The sequence below is a fragment of the Streptomyces sp. NPDC026515 genome (assembly GCF_055567595.1).
Genome location: NZ_JBVHQD010000019.1, coordinates 1 through 15,913 on the forward strand (window position 1 = coordinate 1; position 15,913 = coordinate 15,913).

The 15,913-nt window shown below is 72.3% G+C and carries 14 protein-coding genes; 8 read left to right on the forward strand and 6 right to left on the reverse strand.

Annotated features, from left to right (window positions below):
• Positions 1 to 378: DNA-directed RNA polymerase subunit alpha C-terminal domain-containing protein (locus ACZ4O3_RS32865; protein WP_467725706.1), on the forward strand; the 378-nt coding region annotated here is incomplete at its 5' end.
• Positions 379 to 587: 209 nt separating this feature from the next.
• Here the strand turns inward: ACZ4O3_RS32865 and ACZ4O3_RS32870 are convergent.
• On the reverse strand, positions 588 to 1,031 hold the full coding sequence (locus ACZ4O3_RS32870) for an ATP-binding protein (RefSeq protein WP_362719868.1): 444 nt from the start codon (positions 1,029 to 1,031) through the stop codon (positions 588 to 590).
• Positions 1,032 to 1,253: 222 nt separating this feature from the next.
• Here ACZ4O3_RS32870 and ACZ4O3_RS32875 point away from each other — a divergent pair, with 222 nt between their 5' ends.
• The 7 genes from ACZ4O3_RS32875 (at position 1,254) to ACZ4O3_RS32905 (ending at position 7,455) form a co-directional block, all read left to right on the forward strand.
• The gene (locus tag ACZ4O3_RS32875) at positions 1,254 to 1,616 is read left to right on the forward strand and encodes an STAS domain-containing protein (RefSeq protein WP_362719856.1); all 363 of its coding nucleotides are present in this window, start codon (positions 1,254 to 1,256) and stop codon (positions 1,614 to 1,616) included.
• An 80-nt stretch (positions 1,617 to 1,696) separates the two neighbouring features.
• Positions 1,697 to 2,548: an STAS domain-containing protein gene (locus ACZ4O3_RS32880; protein WP_362719853.1), complete on the forward strand. Its 852-nt coding sequence runs from the start codon at positions 1,697 to 1,699 to the stop codon at positions 2,546 to 2,548.
• Complete coding sequence (locus tag ACZ4O3_RS32885; protein ID WP_362719850.1) at positions 2,545 to 2,916, forward strand: STAS domain-containing protein; 372 nt, start codon at positions 2,545 to 2,547, stop codon at positions 2,914 to 2,916. Before ACZ4O3_RS32880 ends, ACZ4O3_RS32885 begins: the two co-directional genes overlap by 4 nt.
• Positions 2,913 to 3,335 carry an anti-sigma regulatory factor gene (locus ACZ4O3_RS32890; protein ID WP_362719846.1) on the forward strand — a complete coding sequence of 141 codons (423 nt, stop codon included), beginning with the start codon at positions 2,913 to 2,915 and terminating at the stop codon, positions 3,333 to 3,335. The genes ACZ4O3_RS32885 and ACZ4O3_RS32890 overlap by 4 nt, the downstream gene beginning before the upstream one ends.
• Positions 3,323 to 4,381: an ATP-binding SpoIIE family protein phosphatase gene (locus tag ACZ4O3_RS32895; RefSeq protein ID WP_362719843.1), complete on the forward strand. Its 1,059-nt coding sequence runs from the start codon at positions 3,323 to 3,325 to the stop codon at positions 4,379 to 4,381. Before ACZ4O3_RS32890 ends, ACZ4O3_RS32895 begins: the two co-directional genes overlap by 13 nt.
• 22 nt (positions 4,382 to 4,403) lie before the next feature.
• Positions 4,404 to 5,861, forward strand: coding sequence for a sensor histidine kinase (locus ACZ4O3_RS32900; protein ID WP_467725710.1), 1,458 nt, complete (start codon positions 4,404 to 4,406; stop codon positions 5,859 to 5,861).
• Positions 5,833 to 7,455, forward strand: coding sequence for a SpoIIE family protein phosphatase (locus ACZ4O3_RS32905; protein WP_467725712.1), 1,623 nt, complete (start codon positions 5,833 to 5,835; stop codon positions 7,453 to 7,455). The genes ACZ4O3_RS32900 and ACZ4O3_RS32905 overlap by 29 nt, the downstream gene beginning before the upstream one ends.
• Here ACZ4O3_RS32905 and ACZ4O3_RS32910 read toward each other — a convergent pair.
• The 5 genes from ACZ4O3_RS32910 to ACZ4O3_RS32930 form a co-directional block, all read right to left on the reverse strand.
• Positions 7,436 to 8,323 (reverse strand): alpha/beta fold hydrolase, encoded by an 888-nt coding sequence (locus ACZ4O3_RS32910; protein ID WP_467725714.1) that lies wholly within the window; start codon positions 8,321 to 8,323, stop codon positions 7,436 to 7,438. The two genes, ACZ4O3_RS32905 and ACZ4O3_RS32910, sit on opposite strands and share 20 nt — an antisense overlap.
• A 75-nt stretch (positions 8,324 to 8,398) precedes the next feature.
• Positions 8,399 to 11,209, reverse strand: a complete 2,811-nt coding sequence (locus tag ACZ4O3_RS32915) for a helix-turn-helix transcriptional regulator (protein ID WP_467725716.1) — start codon at positions 11,207 to 11,209, stop codon at positions 8,399 to 8,401.
• A gap of 99 nt (positions 11,210 to 11,308) precedes the next feature.
• The gene (locus tag ACZ4O3_RS32920) at positions 11,309 to 14,080 is read right to left on the reverse strand and encodes an AAA family ATPase (RefSeq protein WP_467725718.1); all 2,772 of its coding nucleotides are present in this window, start codon (positions 14,078 to 14,080) and stop codon (positions 11,309 to 11,311) included.
• A gap of 144 nt (positions 14,081 to 14,224) precedes the next feature.
• Positions 14,225 to 15,046: an SDR family NAD(P)-dependent oxidoreductase gene (locus ACZ4O3_RS32925; protein WP_467725720.1), complete on the reverse strand. Its 822-nt coding sequence runs from the start codon at positions 15,044 to 15,046 to the stop codon at positions 14,225 to 14,227.
• Complete coding sequence (locus ACZ4O3_RS32930; protein ID WP_362731743.1) at positions 15,043 to 15,855, reverse strand: alpha/beta hydrolase; 813 nt, start codon at positions 15,853 to 15,855, stop codon at positions 15,043 to 15,045. The genes ACZ4O3_RS32925 and ACZ4O3_RS32930 overlap by 4 nt, the downstream gene beginning before the upstream one ends.
• Positions 15,856 to 15,913: the final 58 nt, after the last annotated feature.

The window sequence follows — 15,913 nt, forward strand, 5'->3', positions numbered from 1 at the left end:
CTGGTCGAGCTGTTCGGTCTCGCCCGCGAGCTGAACATCGACGCCGAGGGCATCGACATGGGCCCCTCGCCCACGGACGCCGCCCTCGCCGCCGATCTCGCGCTGCCGATCGAGGAGCTGGAGCTCACGGTCCGCTCCTACAACTGCCTCAAGCGTGAGGGCGTCCACTCGGTGGGTGAGCTGCTGGCGCGTTCCGAGGCCGACCTCCTGGACATCCGCAACTTCGGTGCGAAGTCCATCGACGAGGTCAAGGAGAAGCTGGCCGGCATGGGCCTGGCCCTCAAGGACAGCCCGCCCGGATTCAACCCGATCGCCGCTGCCGACGCCTTCGGCGCCGACGACGCGGACGCGGGCTTCGTGGAGACCGAGCAGTACTGACCGTCGCGCCGCGGCGGCTTCGCCGACGCTTCGCGTGAGGGGCAGGAGAGGAACACCTCCTGTCCCTCACCGGGCAGGGCCGCCTCGTGACCGCCACGTTCCGATCGCGATGAGCCTGTCCCCCGTGGCCTTCACCGATCGGACCGATCAGGTGTATTGATCCCGGTCGTTCCCGGAAACGCGCTTCGGCCCCGGCGAGCCCGTGACCGTCACCGGGGGCCGGGCGGAGCGTCCGCGCGACGCGTACCGTCGACGGTGTCGTCGGCCAGGGCGATCCGGGCGGTGACACTCTTGCCGGAGGGTTCGAGGCGGACGTGGAACGCCTCGGCGACGGCCATGACGATCTCCAGGCCGTGCTGGCCGACCCTGCCGGGATCTCCCGGGCGGGCGGCGGGCCGCACACGGGCGCTGTCCCGTACGGTCACCTCCACCGCCCCGTCCGCGAGGCGCAGTTCCATCCACAGAGGTCCAGGGGCGTATTTGCGGGCGTTGGTGACCAGTTCGCTGACCACCAGCCGGGTGAGGTCCACGGCTCGCCCCGACACGGCCACGCCGTGGTCCGTCCTGGCGTTGTCGAGGAAGTCCGCGGCGAGCTGCCGTGCTCGGGCTATGCAGGCGTCGTTGTCGTCCAGGGCGACGGCGGTGGTGGTCATCGGACGGGAACGCGACTCTCCTTCGCCGTCACTGTCGACAGACTGCACGCTTTGTCACCTTCGTTTCCCTTGTCCGTCGGCATCAGCCACGTGCACTGCGCCTCCTGTTCTTCTTACTCCAAGTGCCCGGTTCCACGAACGCTGTTCCCCGTAGTATCTGCGGTGACTCCCCACACAGGAGTTGGCGGCCCCGCCGCTCCAGCGAACGCAGTCGAGGACTCGGTGACAGACGCTCAGCCGGAGCAGCACGGCCAACTCGCAGTCGGCGAATCCACCCTCGACGGGGTCCGGGTCGTCGCCCTGCGCGGCGAACTGGACCACACCACGGGCGATCTCGCCAGGCAGGCACTGAAGCCGCCCGCCGACGAAGCCTACCCGCGGACCGTCGCCGATCTCAGCCATCTGACCTTCATGGACTCGGCCGGCATCAACGCGCTCATCGCCGCTCACCGCGCGGCCGCGGACGCCCAGGGCTGGCTGCGTGTGGCCGGTGCGCAACCCGCCGTCCGGCGGGTACTGGAACTCGTCGGCATCGACGCGCTCATCCCGTGTCATCCCACGGTGAACGAAGCGCTGAAGAGCTGAAGAGCCGGCCTCGGAACAGGTGCCGTAGGCTGCAGGAGCCATCCATTGGCACATGTTTGCGAATCCGAAGGAGCATCCGCATGGCGAAGCCGGGCAACACCGTGGAACTGGTGAGGCTCCTCTCGGACGACGACCGGGATCTCGCCACGGTGTGGATCGCCGAGGTGTCGAGGTCGCTGGGCAGCCGTGTGAGCGCGGCCGAGGTCGACCGCGAGCTGCGCGAACTTTACGAGGCCTTGGTGTCGGCGTTGCGGGAGGGCGCGGTCGACGTCCACTCGGAGCAGATGTACGAAGTTCGGGCCCTGCTGACCGAACTGTCGCGCAACCGCGCCCGGCTGGGTTTCTCTCCGAGCGAGACGGCCGTCAGTGTCTTCGCGCTGAAGCGGGTCCTGGAACCCCTGCTGGCGGACGGGTCCGCCGCGGAGATCCAGGCGTATCTGCGGCTCGTGGTGATCCTGGACGGGCTGGGTCTCTTCACGATCGAGACCTACACGCAGACGCGGGAGGAGCTCATCACCGCGCAGGCCGAGCAGCTCCTGGAACTGTCCACGCCGGTCGTGCGGTTGTGGGACGGGGTGATCGCCGTACCGCTGGTCGGCACCCTGGACTCGGCGCGGACCCAGGTGGTGATGGAGAAGCTGCTGCAGGCTCTCGTGGACACCGGCTCCGAGCAGGCGATCATCGACATCACCGGGGTTCCCGCCGTGGACACCCAGGTCGCCCAGCATCTGCTCAAGACCATCGTCGCCGCCCGGCTGATGGGCGCCGAGTGCACCGTGTCGGGCATCAGTCCACAGATCGCGCAGACCATCGTGGCGCTCGGCATCGAGTTCGACGGGATCGTGACGAAGGCCAGCCTGGCCGACGCGCTCAAGCTGGCCCTGCGCCGGTCCGGTGTGGACATGGTCGCGCACCAGAGCGCGCAGCGATGAGCGAGCGCATTCCGATCCTGCGGATCGGGGACATCCTGCTGGTGTCCGTCCAGTCCGACCTGGAGGACCAGACCGTACTGAATCTCCAGGAGGATCTGGCCGAGCAGATCGTCGCCAGGTCGGCGGGCGGTGTCGTCATCGACATCAGCGCCCTGGAGATCGTCGACTCCTTCGTGGGCCGCATGCTGGCCACGATGGCCGCCATCTCCCGCATGCTCGACGCCCGCACGGTGGTCGTGGGCATGCGACCCGCCGTGGCCATCACCCTCGTCGAGCTGGGCCTTTCGCTCGGCGGTGTCAGTACGGCCCTGGACCTGGAGAAGGGCCTGGCGAAGCTGCGCCGCTCCTCCGGTTCGGCCCCGCGATGACGGCGCTCTGGACTGCCGAAGACGACCTCCAGGTCCATCCCATCGCGCGCAGCGGCGACCTCGTCCATGTCCGTCAGGTCATCCGGACGCTGTCCCAGCAGTGCGGCCTCTCCCTCGTCGACCAGACGAAAATGATCACCGCGGCGAGCGAACTCGCCCGCAACACACTGACCTACGGCGGCGGTGGCACGGTCCGGACCGGACTGGTCACCGCGCGCGGCAGACGGGGGGTGGCCGCCGTCTTCGAGGACTCGGGGCCCGGTATCGCCGACGTCGAGCAGGCGATGACGGACGGCTGGACATCGGGCAGCGGCCTGGGCCTCGGGCTGAGCGGTGCCCGTCGCCTCGTCGACGACTTCGACCTCGCCACCGTGCCGGGCGAGGGCACGGCCGTGACCATAGTCAAGTGGGTACGGTGACCACGACCATGCTGGACGGCGAGGACGTGACGTGGTTCCGGGACAGCGACTCGCTGGCGCCGGCCGCCCGGGCCGCCGCGGCCACGCTGGCCCGGCGGCTGGGGCTCACCAGTCACCGCTGCGCGGAGGTCGCCCTCGCCGTCACCGAAGCCGCCACCAACCTGCAACGGCATGCCGTGGACGGAGCGTTGCTGCTGCGCGTGGTCCGCTCCGAAGGCGAGGCCGGAGTCGAGTTCCTCACCATCGATTCGGGTCCCGGCATGGCAGACGTACCCGCCGCCCTGAGCGACGGGACGTCCAGCGCCGGCACCCTCGGGATCGGGCTCGGCGCCGTCTCCCGGCTTTCGGACCATTTCGACCTGCATTCGGTGCCGGGCCGCGGGACGGTGATGACCGCGCGGTTCTGGCCCCGCACCGCCGACGGAAGAGCCGTCCTCACCCGGCCGCCCGCGCCCTCGGCCGCCGGTGTGACCAGGCCCATCAGCGGTGAGAGCGTATGCGGGGACGCGTGGGCCGTTCGTACCGTCGCCGCCGGAAGCGAACCGCCCGTCGTCCTGGTCATGCTGTGCGACGGACTCGGCCACGGGCCCCTCGCGGCCCGCGCCGGCCAGGCGGCGGTCAAAGCCTTCCACGAGGCGCGCGATCCGAGTCCTGAGGGCGTCCTCAACACCGTCCACCCGGCGCTGCGGGGGACCCGTGGCGGGGCGGTGGCCGTGGCGCGGATCGAACCCGGACCGGGCCGGGTGCTGTACTGCGGCATCGGCAACATCAGCGGATTCCTCATCGGCGACGGCCCCCGCCGGGCTCTGCTGTCGGCTCCCGGAATCGTCGGCGCGCACATGCGGCGCCTTCGGACGTTCGAGGAGCCCCTCCCGGACCACGGGGCCCTGGTGATGCACTCCGACGGCCTGACCGAACGCTGGGACCACGCGGCGCTGCCAGGCCTGCTCGGCCACTCACCGCTGGTCGTGGCCGGCCACCTGCTCCGCGAAGCAGGGGTCCGGCGGGACGACGCGAGTGTGGTGGTCGTCAAGGGGGCCTGGTGACCGAGGACGGGACGAGGTGATCATGACGCCCCACGGGTACGAGCCGAGTCTGCGCGCCGGTGAGCGGCGCGAGAGCCACTCGCCCGTCGCGACCCGCCAGGTGACGCGCTTTCGCCTGTTCTCCGCCCAGGACGTCTTCGGCCTGCGCCGCAGCGCTCAACAGGCCGCCGCAGCACTGGCGTTGGACCGCCAGGACCAGGTCCGGCTGGCGACCGCGCTCAGCGAACTCGGAAGAGACCGCGTGGGATGCCACGACCTGGAGGTCGCCTTCGGCCTGGACGCGGCGGACCGGCCCACGGCTCTCGTCGTCACGTTCTCGTGGAGCGGCGGACCGCCGCCCGCCGCGGACACACTCGACCTGGTCGCGAAGCTCGTGCAGGTCGACCACGAGGACGGCACCGCGGTCAGCCGTGTCGTCATCACCCAGCCGCTCCCCGCCGACGGCGGCAGGGCGCACGAGCGGCACGCGCGGCTGACGGAGGCCCTCCACGACGGCACCCGAACCACCGAAGCGGACTATCTCCGCGCCCAGACACGGGACTTGATCGCCACCTTGGAGGAGACCCGGGCCCAGCGGGAGGAGCTCCGCAGGCTCAACGAGGAACTGGAGGAGACCAACCGAGGAGTGCTCGCCCTGTACTCGGAGCTGACCCAGGAGCTCGAGACCACCAACAGCGGTGTGCTGGCGCTCCACTCCGAACTGGAGGAAAAACGACACCAGTTGCAGCAGGCGAGCGAGTCGAAGACCCGGTTCTGGACGAACATCAGCCACGAACTGCGCACCCCGGTCAACTCCGTGGTCGCCCTCTCCAGGCTGTTGCTGGCCCCCAGCTCCCCGGCGCTGACCGGCGAACAGCGGGAACAGGTCGACCTCATCGCATCGTCCGGCCACGCGCTCCTGGCGCTCGTGAACGACCTCCTCGACGTCGCCAAGGCGGAGGCCGGCCACCTGGAGATCCATCCACAGCCCGTCGATCTTCGGCTGCTCGTCACCCACCAGAGCAGGCTGCTGCTCAGCAGTCACGGCCGGGAGGGGGTTTCTCTGCTCACGCCCGAGCTGGAACGGCAGCCGGCCCTCGTGACCGACGAGACGCTCCTGGTCCGGATCCTGCGCAACGTCCTGTCCAACGCTCTGAAGTTCACCGAGCGGGGCGAAGTACGCCTGGACATCACCGCGGACCCCGAACCCACCGCGCCCTCGGTCCTGTTCACCGTCACCGACACGGGAGTCGGTATCCCGCCCGACGAACTCGACCGCGTCTTCGAGGCTTTCTACCAGGTCCGCGGCCCCCACCAGAGCAAGCGACCCGGCACCGGTCTGGGCCTGCCGTACGCCCGTACCCTCACCGAACTCCTAGGCGGGTCCCTCACCCTCAACAGTCAGGTCGGATCAGGCACCCAGGTACGGATACGCCTGCCGGATCTCGGGCACGTGTACACGAAGGAACCCGATGCCGGAAGAACAAGCCGTGACCGGTAGCGCCGAGGACCTGCTGCCCGCAACCGTCCTGGTCGTCGACGACAACGAGACGAACCGCTACCTCCTCACCAGCTGGCTGCAGCGCGCCGGACACACCGTCATCGCCGTCGGCACCGGCGAGGAGGGCCTCGCCCGTCTGGACTCCGCGCCCGCCGGCACGTATCCGGACCTCGCGATCATCGACGTCCTCCTCCCCGACATGAGCGGCTTCGAAGTCAGCGAACGCCTGAAGGGCTCGCCGCGGACTGCCCATCTGCCGGTCATCCAGATCTCCGCGGCCGCCGTGAGCCCGGAGCATCACGCCGAGGGTCTGCGGCGCGGTGCGGACGCCTATCTCGACCAGCCCATCGACCCCGGCGAACTCCTCGCCACCGTCACCGCCACCCTGCGCTACGCCCGCGCCCGCCGCCGCGCCGAACGGCTCGCGCAACGCCTCATCGCGCTGAACAGCGCGACGCTGGACGTCTACAGCGCCGTCGGTTTCCACTCCTTCGCCTCCGCTGCGACCGGCGGCGCGGCGGCCGTCCTCGCCAGTCCGGCCAGCGCGGTGTTCTTCTCGCCGCACGGACAGGCGGTCCACAGCATGATCGAGGGCCCGCAGAGCACCGTACGCACGCATCCGGTCCCACCCGGTCTCCCGGACCAACTGGCGGCTCGCTGCCTGCACGAGGAGACCGGCGTCGCGATCACCCGGCTCTCCGCCGGCCAGTGGCGGGCCCTGCTTCCCGCCGACCGCCTCCCGGGGAAAGTCGCTCTCGCGGTCGCCCGCACCAAGCGCGGCCGCCCCCCGGTCTGCCTCGCCGTACCCGCCACCGCGCTGCACGGCACCGATGACGAGCAGTTCTTCCAGCAACTGGCCAACTCCAGCGCGCTCGCGCTCGAAGCCCTGCGCACCTACAACGAGGAGCACGCCCTGGGCCTGGCCCTGCAGCGCTCCTTCCTCCCGAAGGAAATGCCGGCCGTCCCCGGCGTCGAACTTGCCTTCCGCTACCTCCCGGCCTCCGAACACGCGGAAATCGGCGGCGACTTCTACGAGGCGGTGCAGACGGTCAACGGGCTGCTGCTCGCCATCGGAGACGTCGTGGGCCACTCGCTGACCGCCGCGACCGTCATGGGCGAGGTACGCCACGCGCTCCGGGCGTACGCCATCGAGGGCCACCCTCCCCACCTCGTCCTGCAGCGCCTCGAAACGCTCCTGCGCCAGTCCCAGCCCGGCATCACCGTCACCCTCTGCCTCGCCCTGATCACCCCTGACCGTCGCCTGCACATCGCCAACGCCGGCCACATCCCGCCGCTCGTGATCGACCCGCGGAACGGCCCCCGTTTCCATCATCCGCACGGGCCGCTGCTGGGACTGGGGCTCCCCCATCCGCCGCCCACCGTCCTCGATGCCCCGCCCGGAACCCGGCTGCTCATGGTGACGGACGGTCTCATCGAGGTGCGCACCACCAGTCTCGACACCAGCCTCGCCGAACTCCGCGACACCGTGGCCGACGGCCCGGCGGGACTCGAGAGCATGTGCGACCTGCTGCTCGCCCGCTTCGGGCAGAACAAGGACGACGACATCGCCTTGATCACGGCTCTGTTCGCCTGAGACGGTTCGGTGTCTCCTCACGACCGGAGAAGAAGTCGAGGTAGGCGCGGGCGAGTTCGTCGGGGGCCTCCAGCGGGATGTTGTGTCCGGCGCTCTCGATGACGACGCTGCGGACGTCCTTCGCGACCTGCGCCATCTGCAGCCCCGGCTCCGCGCCCAGGTAGGCGCGGCCGCCGACCGCCAGCACCGGACAGGTCAACCGGTCGGCGAACTGGGGCCGGTTCTGTTCCGCGTCGGTTTCGGTGGCCCGGTACAGCTCGAAGACCGCGTGGTTGCCTCCGGGCTGTTCGAGGCCGCGTGTGTACTCGTCGGCGTCGGTGTCGGTGTAGGCGCTGGGAACCGCCATGATCCGGCGCATGAAGCACGTCCAGAACGCCCGTTCACGGCCCGCGAGGAGCAGCTCCGGGTAGTGCGGCAGGGCGAACAGCGTGCGATGCCAGCCGGTTCGGGGGTCCTCGGGCGGCAGGGCAGCCAGGTCCGGTACCGGCAGACCGGGCAGCCTGGTCTCCTGGTAGACGAGTTGCACCACTCTCGGCCGGTGGAAGGCCGCGACGGCGTACGCGACAGCGGCGCCCCAGTCCTCGCCCACCACGCGGAACCGCCCGTAACCCAGGGCCGTCATCACCCCGGCGACGTCGCCGGCCAGGGTCCGGGTGTCGTAGCCGGACGTCGGGCGCGCGGAGCCTCCGAAGCCGCGGAGGCCGAGCGCGACGACCGTGTGGCGGGGGGAGCAGCGGGATGACGTGGCGCCAGAAGAACATCGTCTTCGGGACGCTGTGCAGGAGGACGACCGGCTCCCCCGAGCCCGCCAGGGCGTAGTGGAGACCGACGCCGTCCACGGTGTGCCGGCCGTGGCGCAGCCGGGCACCCGTGTGGTCGGTCATGCCGTGCGCGCCCTGAGCCGTCATCCCGGTTTCCTCCGCGTTCGGGGAGGCCCACGCCATCACGTGCGGCCGCGGCTCGCACCGGGGTCGGACCCCGGTTCGCCGATCGCGCGGGGTATCTGTCTCCGGGAGGTGATGCCGAGCTTGCGGAACACCTTGTTCATGTGGAACTCGACGGTCGAGGTGGTGACGAACAACCGCGTCGCGATCTCCGCGTTGGCCAGTCCCGAGACGGCCATCGCGGCTACCTGACGTTCCCGTGGTGTGAGATCGAACCTGGTCCCCTCCGTGCGTCTGCGGGCCGTCTCACCCGTGGCCAGCAACTCGGTCCGGGCCCGCTCGGCGTACGGCAGCGCACCGAAGGCGTCGAAGCTCTCGTATGCGGCACGCAACTGCGTCCTGGCGTCGGAGCGCCGCTTGCGCCGGCGCAGCCATTCGCCGAACAGCAGCCTCGACCGGGCCTGTTCCAGGGCCATCGGGACCTGTCCGAGCAGTTCGACCGACTCCTGGTAGAGCTTCTCGGGGTCGTCGCCGCCGGCCGTCAGCGCCCGGCCGAGGGCCAGGGCGCTCAGTGCCCAGGGCGTACCGGCGAGCGGGGCGCGCTCCTCCAGCCGGGCCAGGGCCGCCGCGGCGGCGGCCCGGTCGCCGGTGCGCACACCGGCCTCGACGACCAGCGGAAGGACCAGGTTGCCGAAGGCCAGGGGGTCGTCCGCGAAGACCGCCCGCGCGTGTCTCATGGCCTGCTGGTAGCGGCCCTGCCCCAGCTCGAACAGGGTCAGCGCGTGCTGCGCCAGGCGCTGGTGCAGGCCGAGTCCGACGCTCCGCATCTCCGCGGTCCGCCGCACCGCCGCCCGCAGCCCGGCCTCCCGGCCGGTCAGTGCGAACAGGTGGAGCCGGTTGATGTCTCCGCCGCCGCGGAAGCCGGTGTCGGCCGCGATGTCGTCGAACTCGGCGTAGCGGACCTCCGCCTCCGTGAACCGTCCGTCCCAGAGGTCGCAGCGCGCCGCGACGAGCTGCGTCATGCTCAGCGCGTACAGCGCGCCGGTGTCGCGCTCCGCCGCCGCCAGACGATCGGTGAGTTCCCGCTCGGCCTGCACGTCCCAGAGATCGCCGCTGGCCATGGACAGCATCACCGCGAACGGGCTGTCGGCGTCCTCGATCCGGGCACCGCCCCGCAACTGGTGCAGGGCGGTACGCAGGACGGGCGCGCCCTGCTCGTAGCCCCCGGCCACGCGACGGGCCAGACCTTCCATCAGCAGGTCGCGGCCGCGCACGGCGGGGTCCGGGGCGGGGTCGTGCCGCGCGGCGGCGACGGCCGCCGCGACCTCGGTCGATGTCGTGCCCCGCGTGCAGTCGTGGGCGACCAGTGCCGCGTGCAGCGCCTCGCAGAGCAGTTCCCAGGTCAGCCGTGGGTCCCGTGGGCCGAGCCGGGTCACGGCGTCCATCAGCGTCGCGGGGACGTCGGCGACGGCGATCTGGAACATCTGAGCGGTCGCCCGCATCCGCAGCTCGCGGGCGCGCATCACCGGGCCACGGAGGTCGGCAGCGGCCAGGTCGAGCGCGGTCCCCGCCGCCGTCGCGTCGCCCGACATCAGGTGGGCCCGCGCCGCGTCGAGCAGCCGCTCGGCCCGTTTGTCCGGGTCGCCGGTGAAGTCGGCGGCACGTGACAGGAACAGGGCCTGCTGGGAGTAGCCGCCGCGGGAGCGGGCGCGCTCGGAGGCCGCCTCCAGGTCGTCGGCGACCGCGCCGTCGACGCCTTCGGCGGCCTCCGCCCGGTGCCAGGCGCTGCGGTCGGCGTCCCGTACGGCGTCACAGGCGGCGGCCAGTGCCGCGTGCACCCGGCGGCGGTCGCCGGGTCCGGCTCCGGCGTACACGGCCGAGCGGATCAGAGGATGCCGGAAGGCCGTCGGCCGGCCCCGGCCGAGGATGCCCGCGGCGACCGCAGGCTCGACGGCGCGGGCCGACAGGCCCAGCCTCCCGGCGGCCCGCCACATCAGCCCCGTGTCGTCCGAGGGGGCCGCCGCGAGCAGCAGCAACAGGGTGCCGGTCGCCGGCGGCAGGGCTCGGACCAGGCGCTGGAAATGGTCCTCCAGCAGCCGGCCCACCGGCAGCGGGTCGGGCAGCGGGGCGATTCCGGACAGCTGCTCGGCGGTCAGGGCGTCGGTCAGCTCCAGCAGTGCGAGCGGATTGCCGCCGGTGCCCGCGACGATCCGGTCGGCCACCGCCGGGTCCACCCGCCGGGCGCCGAAGGTGAGCAGGGTCCTGGCCTCCGACTCGGGCAGGCCGGGCACGCGCTGCGTACTCAGCGCGTCGAACAGGCCCTTGTCCCCGAGCCCTTCGCGGACGGCGACGATCAGGCCCAGGGAGTCGACATGCAGCCGGCGGGCGGCGAAGGCGAGGGCCTCGGCCGATTCCCGGTCCAGCCACTGCGCGTCGTCGACCAGGAACAGCAGGGGCTGGTCGGCGGCGGCCTCGGACAGCAGGGTCAGCGTCGCCAGCCCGACCAGGTAGCGGTCCGCGGGCAGCCCCGCCGCCAGGCCCAGGGCCGCGTCCAGCGCGGACCGCTGCGGCTCGGGCAGCCGGGCCGCCCGGTCCAGGAACGGCCGCAGCAGCCGGTGCAGCGCACCGAAGCCGAGACCGGTCTCCTGCTCGACCGCGGTCAGCCGGACCACGCGCAGGTCCGCGGCCTGCTCCGCGGCGTACTCCAGCAACCGGGTCTTGCCGATTCCGGGTTCGCCGGTCAGGACCAGGGCTCCGCTCAGGCCGTCGCGTACCGCGTCGAGCAGCTGTCCGACCGCTTGCCGCTCGGCGTGCCGGCCGACCATGGCCAGGGGCCGCCCAAAGGCCTGCTGGACGCCGTTCCACACCATGGGACCGCTCCCCCACTCGTCGGTCCCGCTGCCGGGGACCCCCGCACGGGGAAGACTAGGAGCGCCGCGCGGGCGGCGGCGAGCGTCATGTGACGGTGGTCAGCGAAGTGTGCTGACCACCGTGCGCAGCTCGGCGCGGGAGACGACGCCCAGCTTGGGGAAGATCCGGTGGAGGTGCGAGCTGACGGTGCGGTGCGAGAGGTAGAGCCGCTGTCCTATCTCACGGTTGGTCAGCCCCTCGGCGGCCAGGTGAACGATCTGCAACTCGTGGGCGGTCAGCTGGTCCCGGGCGTCCGGGGCCCGGCGGCGGCTGGTCTCACCAGCGGCCCGCAGTTCCCGGCGGGCCTTCTCGCCCCAGGGGATCGCGCCGAGCGCGTCGAACATGTCGCGGGCCGCCCGGAGGTGGTCGCGGGACTCGACGCTGCGGCGTCGGCGCCGCAGCCATTCGCCGTAGGCCAGATGGGCGCGGGCCCTGGTCAGGGGCCAGGCGGTGAGGTCCGCGCCGAGCGCGGCGGCGAAGAGCGCGGCGGCGTCCTCGTCGGAGGCCAGCAGGGCCCGGACCAGACGCAGGTCGGCGTGGAGCACCGGCGCGGGGGTCACCGTGGCGACCTCTTCCAGCTCCGTCACGACCGGGAGGACGGCGTCCAGCCGCCCGCAGTGCGTCGCCGCGTCGACGAGGTCGCCCAGGGTGGTCAGTCGCAGGGCGACCTGGAAGGCGGGGTCCGCCGGGTCGTGCAGCCGGCGGAGATGACCGAAGGCCTCCTCGAACCGCCCCGCGGCCAGCGCGGCCAGCCCGCGTGCCAGCGTCGCGGTGGCCAGTACCGGACGCGCCCCGACCGGAAGGCCGATCTCCTCCGCCTCCCCGGCCAGCCGCAGGGCGGAGTCCACCTCACCGCGCAGCGCGGCCAGCTTGGCCGCGGTGGCGGTCATCAACCCGTACATCATCGTCTGGCTGGTCTCGCGTGCCAGCCTGCGTGACTCCTCCGTCGCGCCGATCGCCGCACCGAGGTCGCCGACGACCAGGGCGCCCCACGCGTCCGCACCGAGCGTGCGGGCCAGCAGCCCCAGGCGTCCCTGGGCACGCAACGGAGCCCCGCCGGCCGCCGAGAACGCCCGGGCCAGGTCGAAGCCGCCGACGAGGAGTGAGGCGGTGCTGAGCATGCGGTAGGCGCGGCCGTCGTCGCCCTCCTTCGGTGTGACCGGTACGACGTGCCGGGCACGGTCCAGGACGAACGCGCCGCGCTCGACCGGCGCGGCGTAGGCGCAGATGGCCAGCCGCCACGGATCGAGCTCGTCCAGGTCCATCCGCTCCACGGCCAGCAGGACCCGGCGGCGGCCCTCCGGGCCCGGTTCGGACCAGAAGCACAGCTGCGCGGCGCTCCACAGGATCCGCAGCGCCAGCGCGGGGTCCTCCGCGGCCATCTCCTCGGCGAGTGCCGTCAGGGAGACGGCGCCGGACGAGTGGCTGCGCAGTCCCTCGTCGAAGCTGCCGCGCAGCCAGACGACCGTGGCGTGCTGGCGTCGCGACAGCGGCCCGGTGAGTGCCTGGTCCAGCAGCCGGGTCACGGTCTCGGGGCGACCGAGCTCGACGGCGAAGTCGGCCGCGCGCAGCAGCCGTTCCGCTCGGCGGTCGACGTCCTCGCTGAGCGCGGCGGCCTGTTCCAGGGCCGTGACGGCCGCCGCGACGCCGCCGCGGCGGGCGGCACGGTGCGCGGTGTCCTCCAACGCGGCGGCGACCGTCTCCTCGGGGCGGTCGGTGGCGGCGGCCCGGTGACGTGTCTGCCGGTCCGGGTCCGCGTCGAGTACGGCCGCGAGGGCCGCGTGCGCGGCATGGCGGACGCCGTGCGGCATGGTCTGGTGGATCGCCGACCGCATCAGCGGATGCCCGAACCGCAGCTCGGTGCCCACGACTTGGACGAGCCGGGCGCGCACCGCAGGCTCGAGCTCCGCGGATCCGGCCGTCGTCCCGGTGAACTCCCGGGTCGCGCGGTAGATCTCGGGGAGCGACGGGCTGTCGTCGAGGGCCGCGATCCGCAGCAGGCCGCGGGTGATGTCGGGGAGGGTCTCCAGGCGGTCGGTGAAGGCCCGTTCGAGCCGCTCGGTGAGGGGCAGCCGGGAGAGATGCGGGTCTGCAAGAGCGCCGAGGGTGCGCGACAGCTCGGTCAGCGCCAGGGGGTTCCCGGCCGCCTCGGCCAAAAGGCGCCGATGCGCGGTGGGCCGCAGGTCCGGGGCGCGGTCCGCCAGGAGTTCCGCGGCCTGGCCGTCGGTGAGCGGGTCCAGGGTCACGGAGGTGACCTCGTCGGCGTTCAGCCGCGACCGGTAGCCCTCGCGTGCGGCTCCCACCATGACCACGGGCTCCGCGCCGGCCCTGCGCGCCACGAAGGCGAGGACGCCGGCGGTGGCGTCGTCGAGCCACTGCACGTCGTCGACCAGGACCAGCACCGGCGCGACCGCGGCCGCGTCGGCCAGGAGGTTGAGCACGGCCAGGCCGACCAGGAAGACGTCGGGGACACCGGCCTCCGCGTGCCCGAGGGCGGTGTCCAGGGCCTGCCGGTGCGGCGCGGCGAGTTCGGCGGCCGCCGCGCCCAACGGCCGCAGGAGGAGTTGCAGACCGGCATAGGGGATGTCGCTCTCGGCCTCGGCACCACTGGTGCTCAGCACCCGGTAGCCGAGCCCCTCGGCGAGAGCCGCGGTCTCGGCGAGCAACGCCGTCTTCCCGATGCCGGGCGCCCCGCGGACCAGCACCGTGCTCCCGTGGCTCCGCGGCTCGGTCAGCAACCGGCGCAACAGATCCAGCTGATCGTCCCGGCCGATGAGCTCCACGTCGTCCCCCGTCAGCCCGGGTCCCCGGGCTGGGTCCGCCTGGAGCATCAGGGTACTGCGCCGCGGCCGGCGGTCTGTGCGGGAGAGGGACGGAACGAGCTGCCGCCCCGCCTCAGGGCCGCTGTCGCAGCAGTACGGGACCGCGCTCGTCCGCACGGCCCCGTACTGCTGCGCTGTGTGAGAGAGTGCTCGTCAGAGGGCGTCGATCAGGCCGCCGTCGATCCCGAAGTCCGCGCCGGTGATGTTTCCCGAGCGTCGGCTCGCCAGGTAGAGCACGAGGTCGGCGACCTCGGCGGGGGTGCTGAACCGGCCGGTGACCGCCGCACCGGCGGCGTTGCGGGCCACCTCGGCCGGGTCGACGCCAAGTGATCGCCCGACGGTGTCGGCGACGCCGCCCGTGCCCTGCCAGAGCGCGGTCTCGACCGGCCCGGGACTCACCGTGTTGACGCGGACGCCCTCCGGCCCGACCTGCTTGGACAGTGCCTTGCAGAAGTTCGTCAGCGCCGCCTTGGCCGCGCTGTAGTCGATGACCAGCGGATCGGGCAGCCGGCCGTTGACCGAGGAGACGGTGACGATCCGGCCGCCGCCGCTCGCGATCAGGTGGGGCAGTGCGGCACGGGTGGCCCGCACCGCCGTCATGAAGTTGATCGTGAAGGCCCAGTCCCAGTCGGCGTCGGAGACGGCCTGGAAGCCGTCCACCCGCGGGTGCACCGCGCCGACGTTGTTCACCAGCACGTCGACGCCGCCGTACGCGGCGACCGCCTCCGCCACCAAAGCGGCCGGGGCGTCGGGTTCGGTCAGGTCCAGTTCTACGACGACGAGTTCGGCGCCGCCCTTGGCCAGGGCGTCGAGGCCGTCGGTACGACTCCTGGAGCCCGCGACGACGTGGGCGCCGGCGCCGAGCAGAGCCTCGACGACCGCCAGGCCGATCCCGCGCCCGGCGCCGGTGACCACCGCGCTCTGCCCGGCCAGACCGAGGTCGAACCCAGCGGGGCCGGAGGTGCCGGAGGTCATCGTGTGGCCTGCAGGTTCTGCCGGCCCAGCCAGGCCAGGACCGTCTCGGCGACCTCGTGCCAGCCGTTGTCGATGGTCAGGGAGTGCCCGCGGTCGGGGAAGTTGATGATGTCGGTGACGGCGTCGGAGTGCCGGTACTGCTTGAGGGTGGCGCGGGTGACGGTCTCGGGCACGGTGTGGTCCTTGCCACCCGAGATCAGCAGCAGCGGGCCCCGTCCGGAGTTCCCGGTGGCGACCTTCGCCGGGGAGTGCGGGTTGAAGTTGGCGGAGGCGGCCTCGTAGAGCGGCTTGCCGGGCGCGGGGATGGTCCAGCGCTCGTACAGCTCCGCGGACTCCTCCTCGGAGACCGCGTTGCCGAAGGCGAACCGGAACTGCTCGGACGTCAGGGACACCGCCCGGCGCTTGTTGGCGGGGTTCTTGAACACCGGGAGCGTGGCCCTGAGCGCCGACAGCGGCACCGGCAGGACGCCCTTGATCTGCGCGGCGTCGATCGCGACGGCCGCGGCGGCGCGGTCCTGGCCGAGCAGCTTCTGCGCGATCATCCCGCCGAAGGAATGACCGATCAGGACGGGCGGGGCGGGCAGTTCGGCGATGAGCGCCGCGTAGTGCTCGACGACGTCGTCGATGCCGTGGTCGGCGATGCTCTCCGGGTTCGCCCGGGCCTCCGCCACGGTGTCGGGGTCGCCCGGCCAGCCCGGGGCCGACGGGTCGTAGCCCTGCTGACGGAACAGGTCGATCCAGGGCTGCCAGGAGGCGCTGTGCAGCCACAGCCCGTGGATGAAGTAGACGGGTATCGGCGAGGCGGTCATGGCTCTGCCCTCCGGCGTGACGGCGTGTCGTTCCTGCGGTGCCTCACCCAACCCGGTT

Excerpts from the sequence above, each read along its gene's own strand:
- ACZ4O3_RS32870 (WP_362719868.1), bottom strand. The coding sequence starts at position 1,031 with ATGACCACCACCGCCGTCGCCCTGGACGACAACGACGCCTGCATAGCC.
- ACZ4O3_RS32880 (WP_362719853.1), top strand. The coding sequence starts at position 1,697 with ATGGCGAAGCCGGGCAACACCGTGGAACTGGTGAGGCTCCTCTCGGAC.
- ACZ4O3_RS32885 (WP_362719850.1), top strand. The coding sequence starts at position 2,545 with ATGAGCGAGCGCATTCCGATCCTGCGGATCGGGGACATCCTGCTGGTG.
- ACZ4O3_RS32890 (WP_362719846.1), top strand. The coding sequence starts at position 2,913 with ATGACGGCGCTCTGGACTGCCGAAGACGACCTCCAGGTCCATCCCATC.
- ACZ4O3_RS32900 (WP_467725710.1), top strand. The coding sequence starts at position 4,404 with ATGACGCCCCACGGGTACGAGCCGAGTCTGCGCGCCGGTGAGCGGCGC.
- ACZ4O3_RS32905 (WP_467725712.1), top strand. The coding sequence starts at position 5,833 with ATGCCGGAAGAACAAGCCGTGACCGGTAGCGCCGAGGACCTGCTGCCC.
- ACZ4O3_RS32915 (WP_467725716.1), bottom strand. The coding sequence starts at position 11,209 with ATGGTGTGGAACGGCGTCCAGCAGGCCTTTGGGCGGCCCCTGGCCATG.
- ACZ4O3_RS32920 (WP_467725718.1), bottom strand. The coding sequence starts at position 14,080 with ATGCTCCAGGCGGACCCAGCCCGGGGACCCGGGCTGACGGGGGACGAC.
- ACZ4O3_RS32925 (WP_467725720.1), bottom strand. The coding sequence starts at position 15,046 with ATGACCTCCGGCACCTCCGGCCCCGCTGGGTTCGACCTCGGTCTGGCC.
- ACZ4O3_RS32930 (WP_362731743.1), bottom strand. The coding sequence starts at position 15,855 with ATGACCGCCTCGCCGATACCCGTCTACTTCATCCACGGGCTGTGGCTG.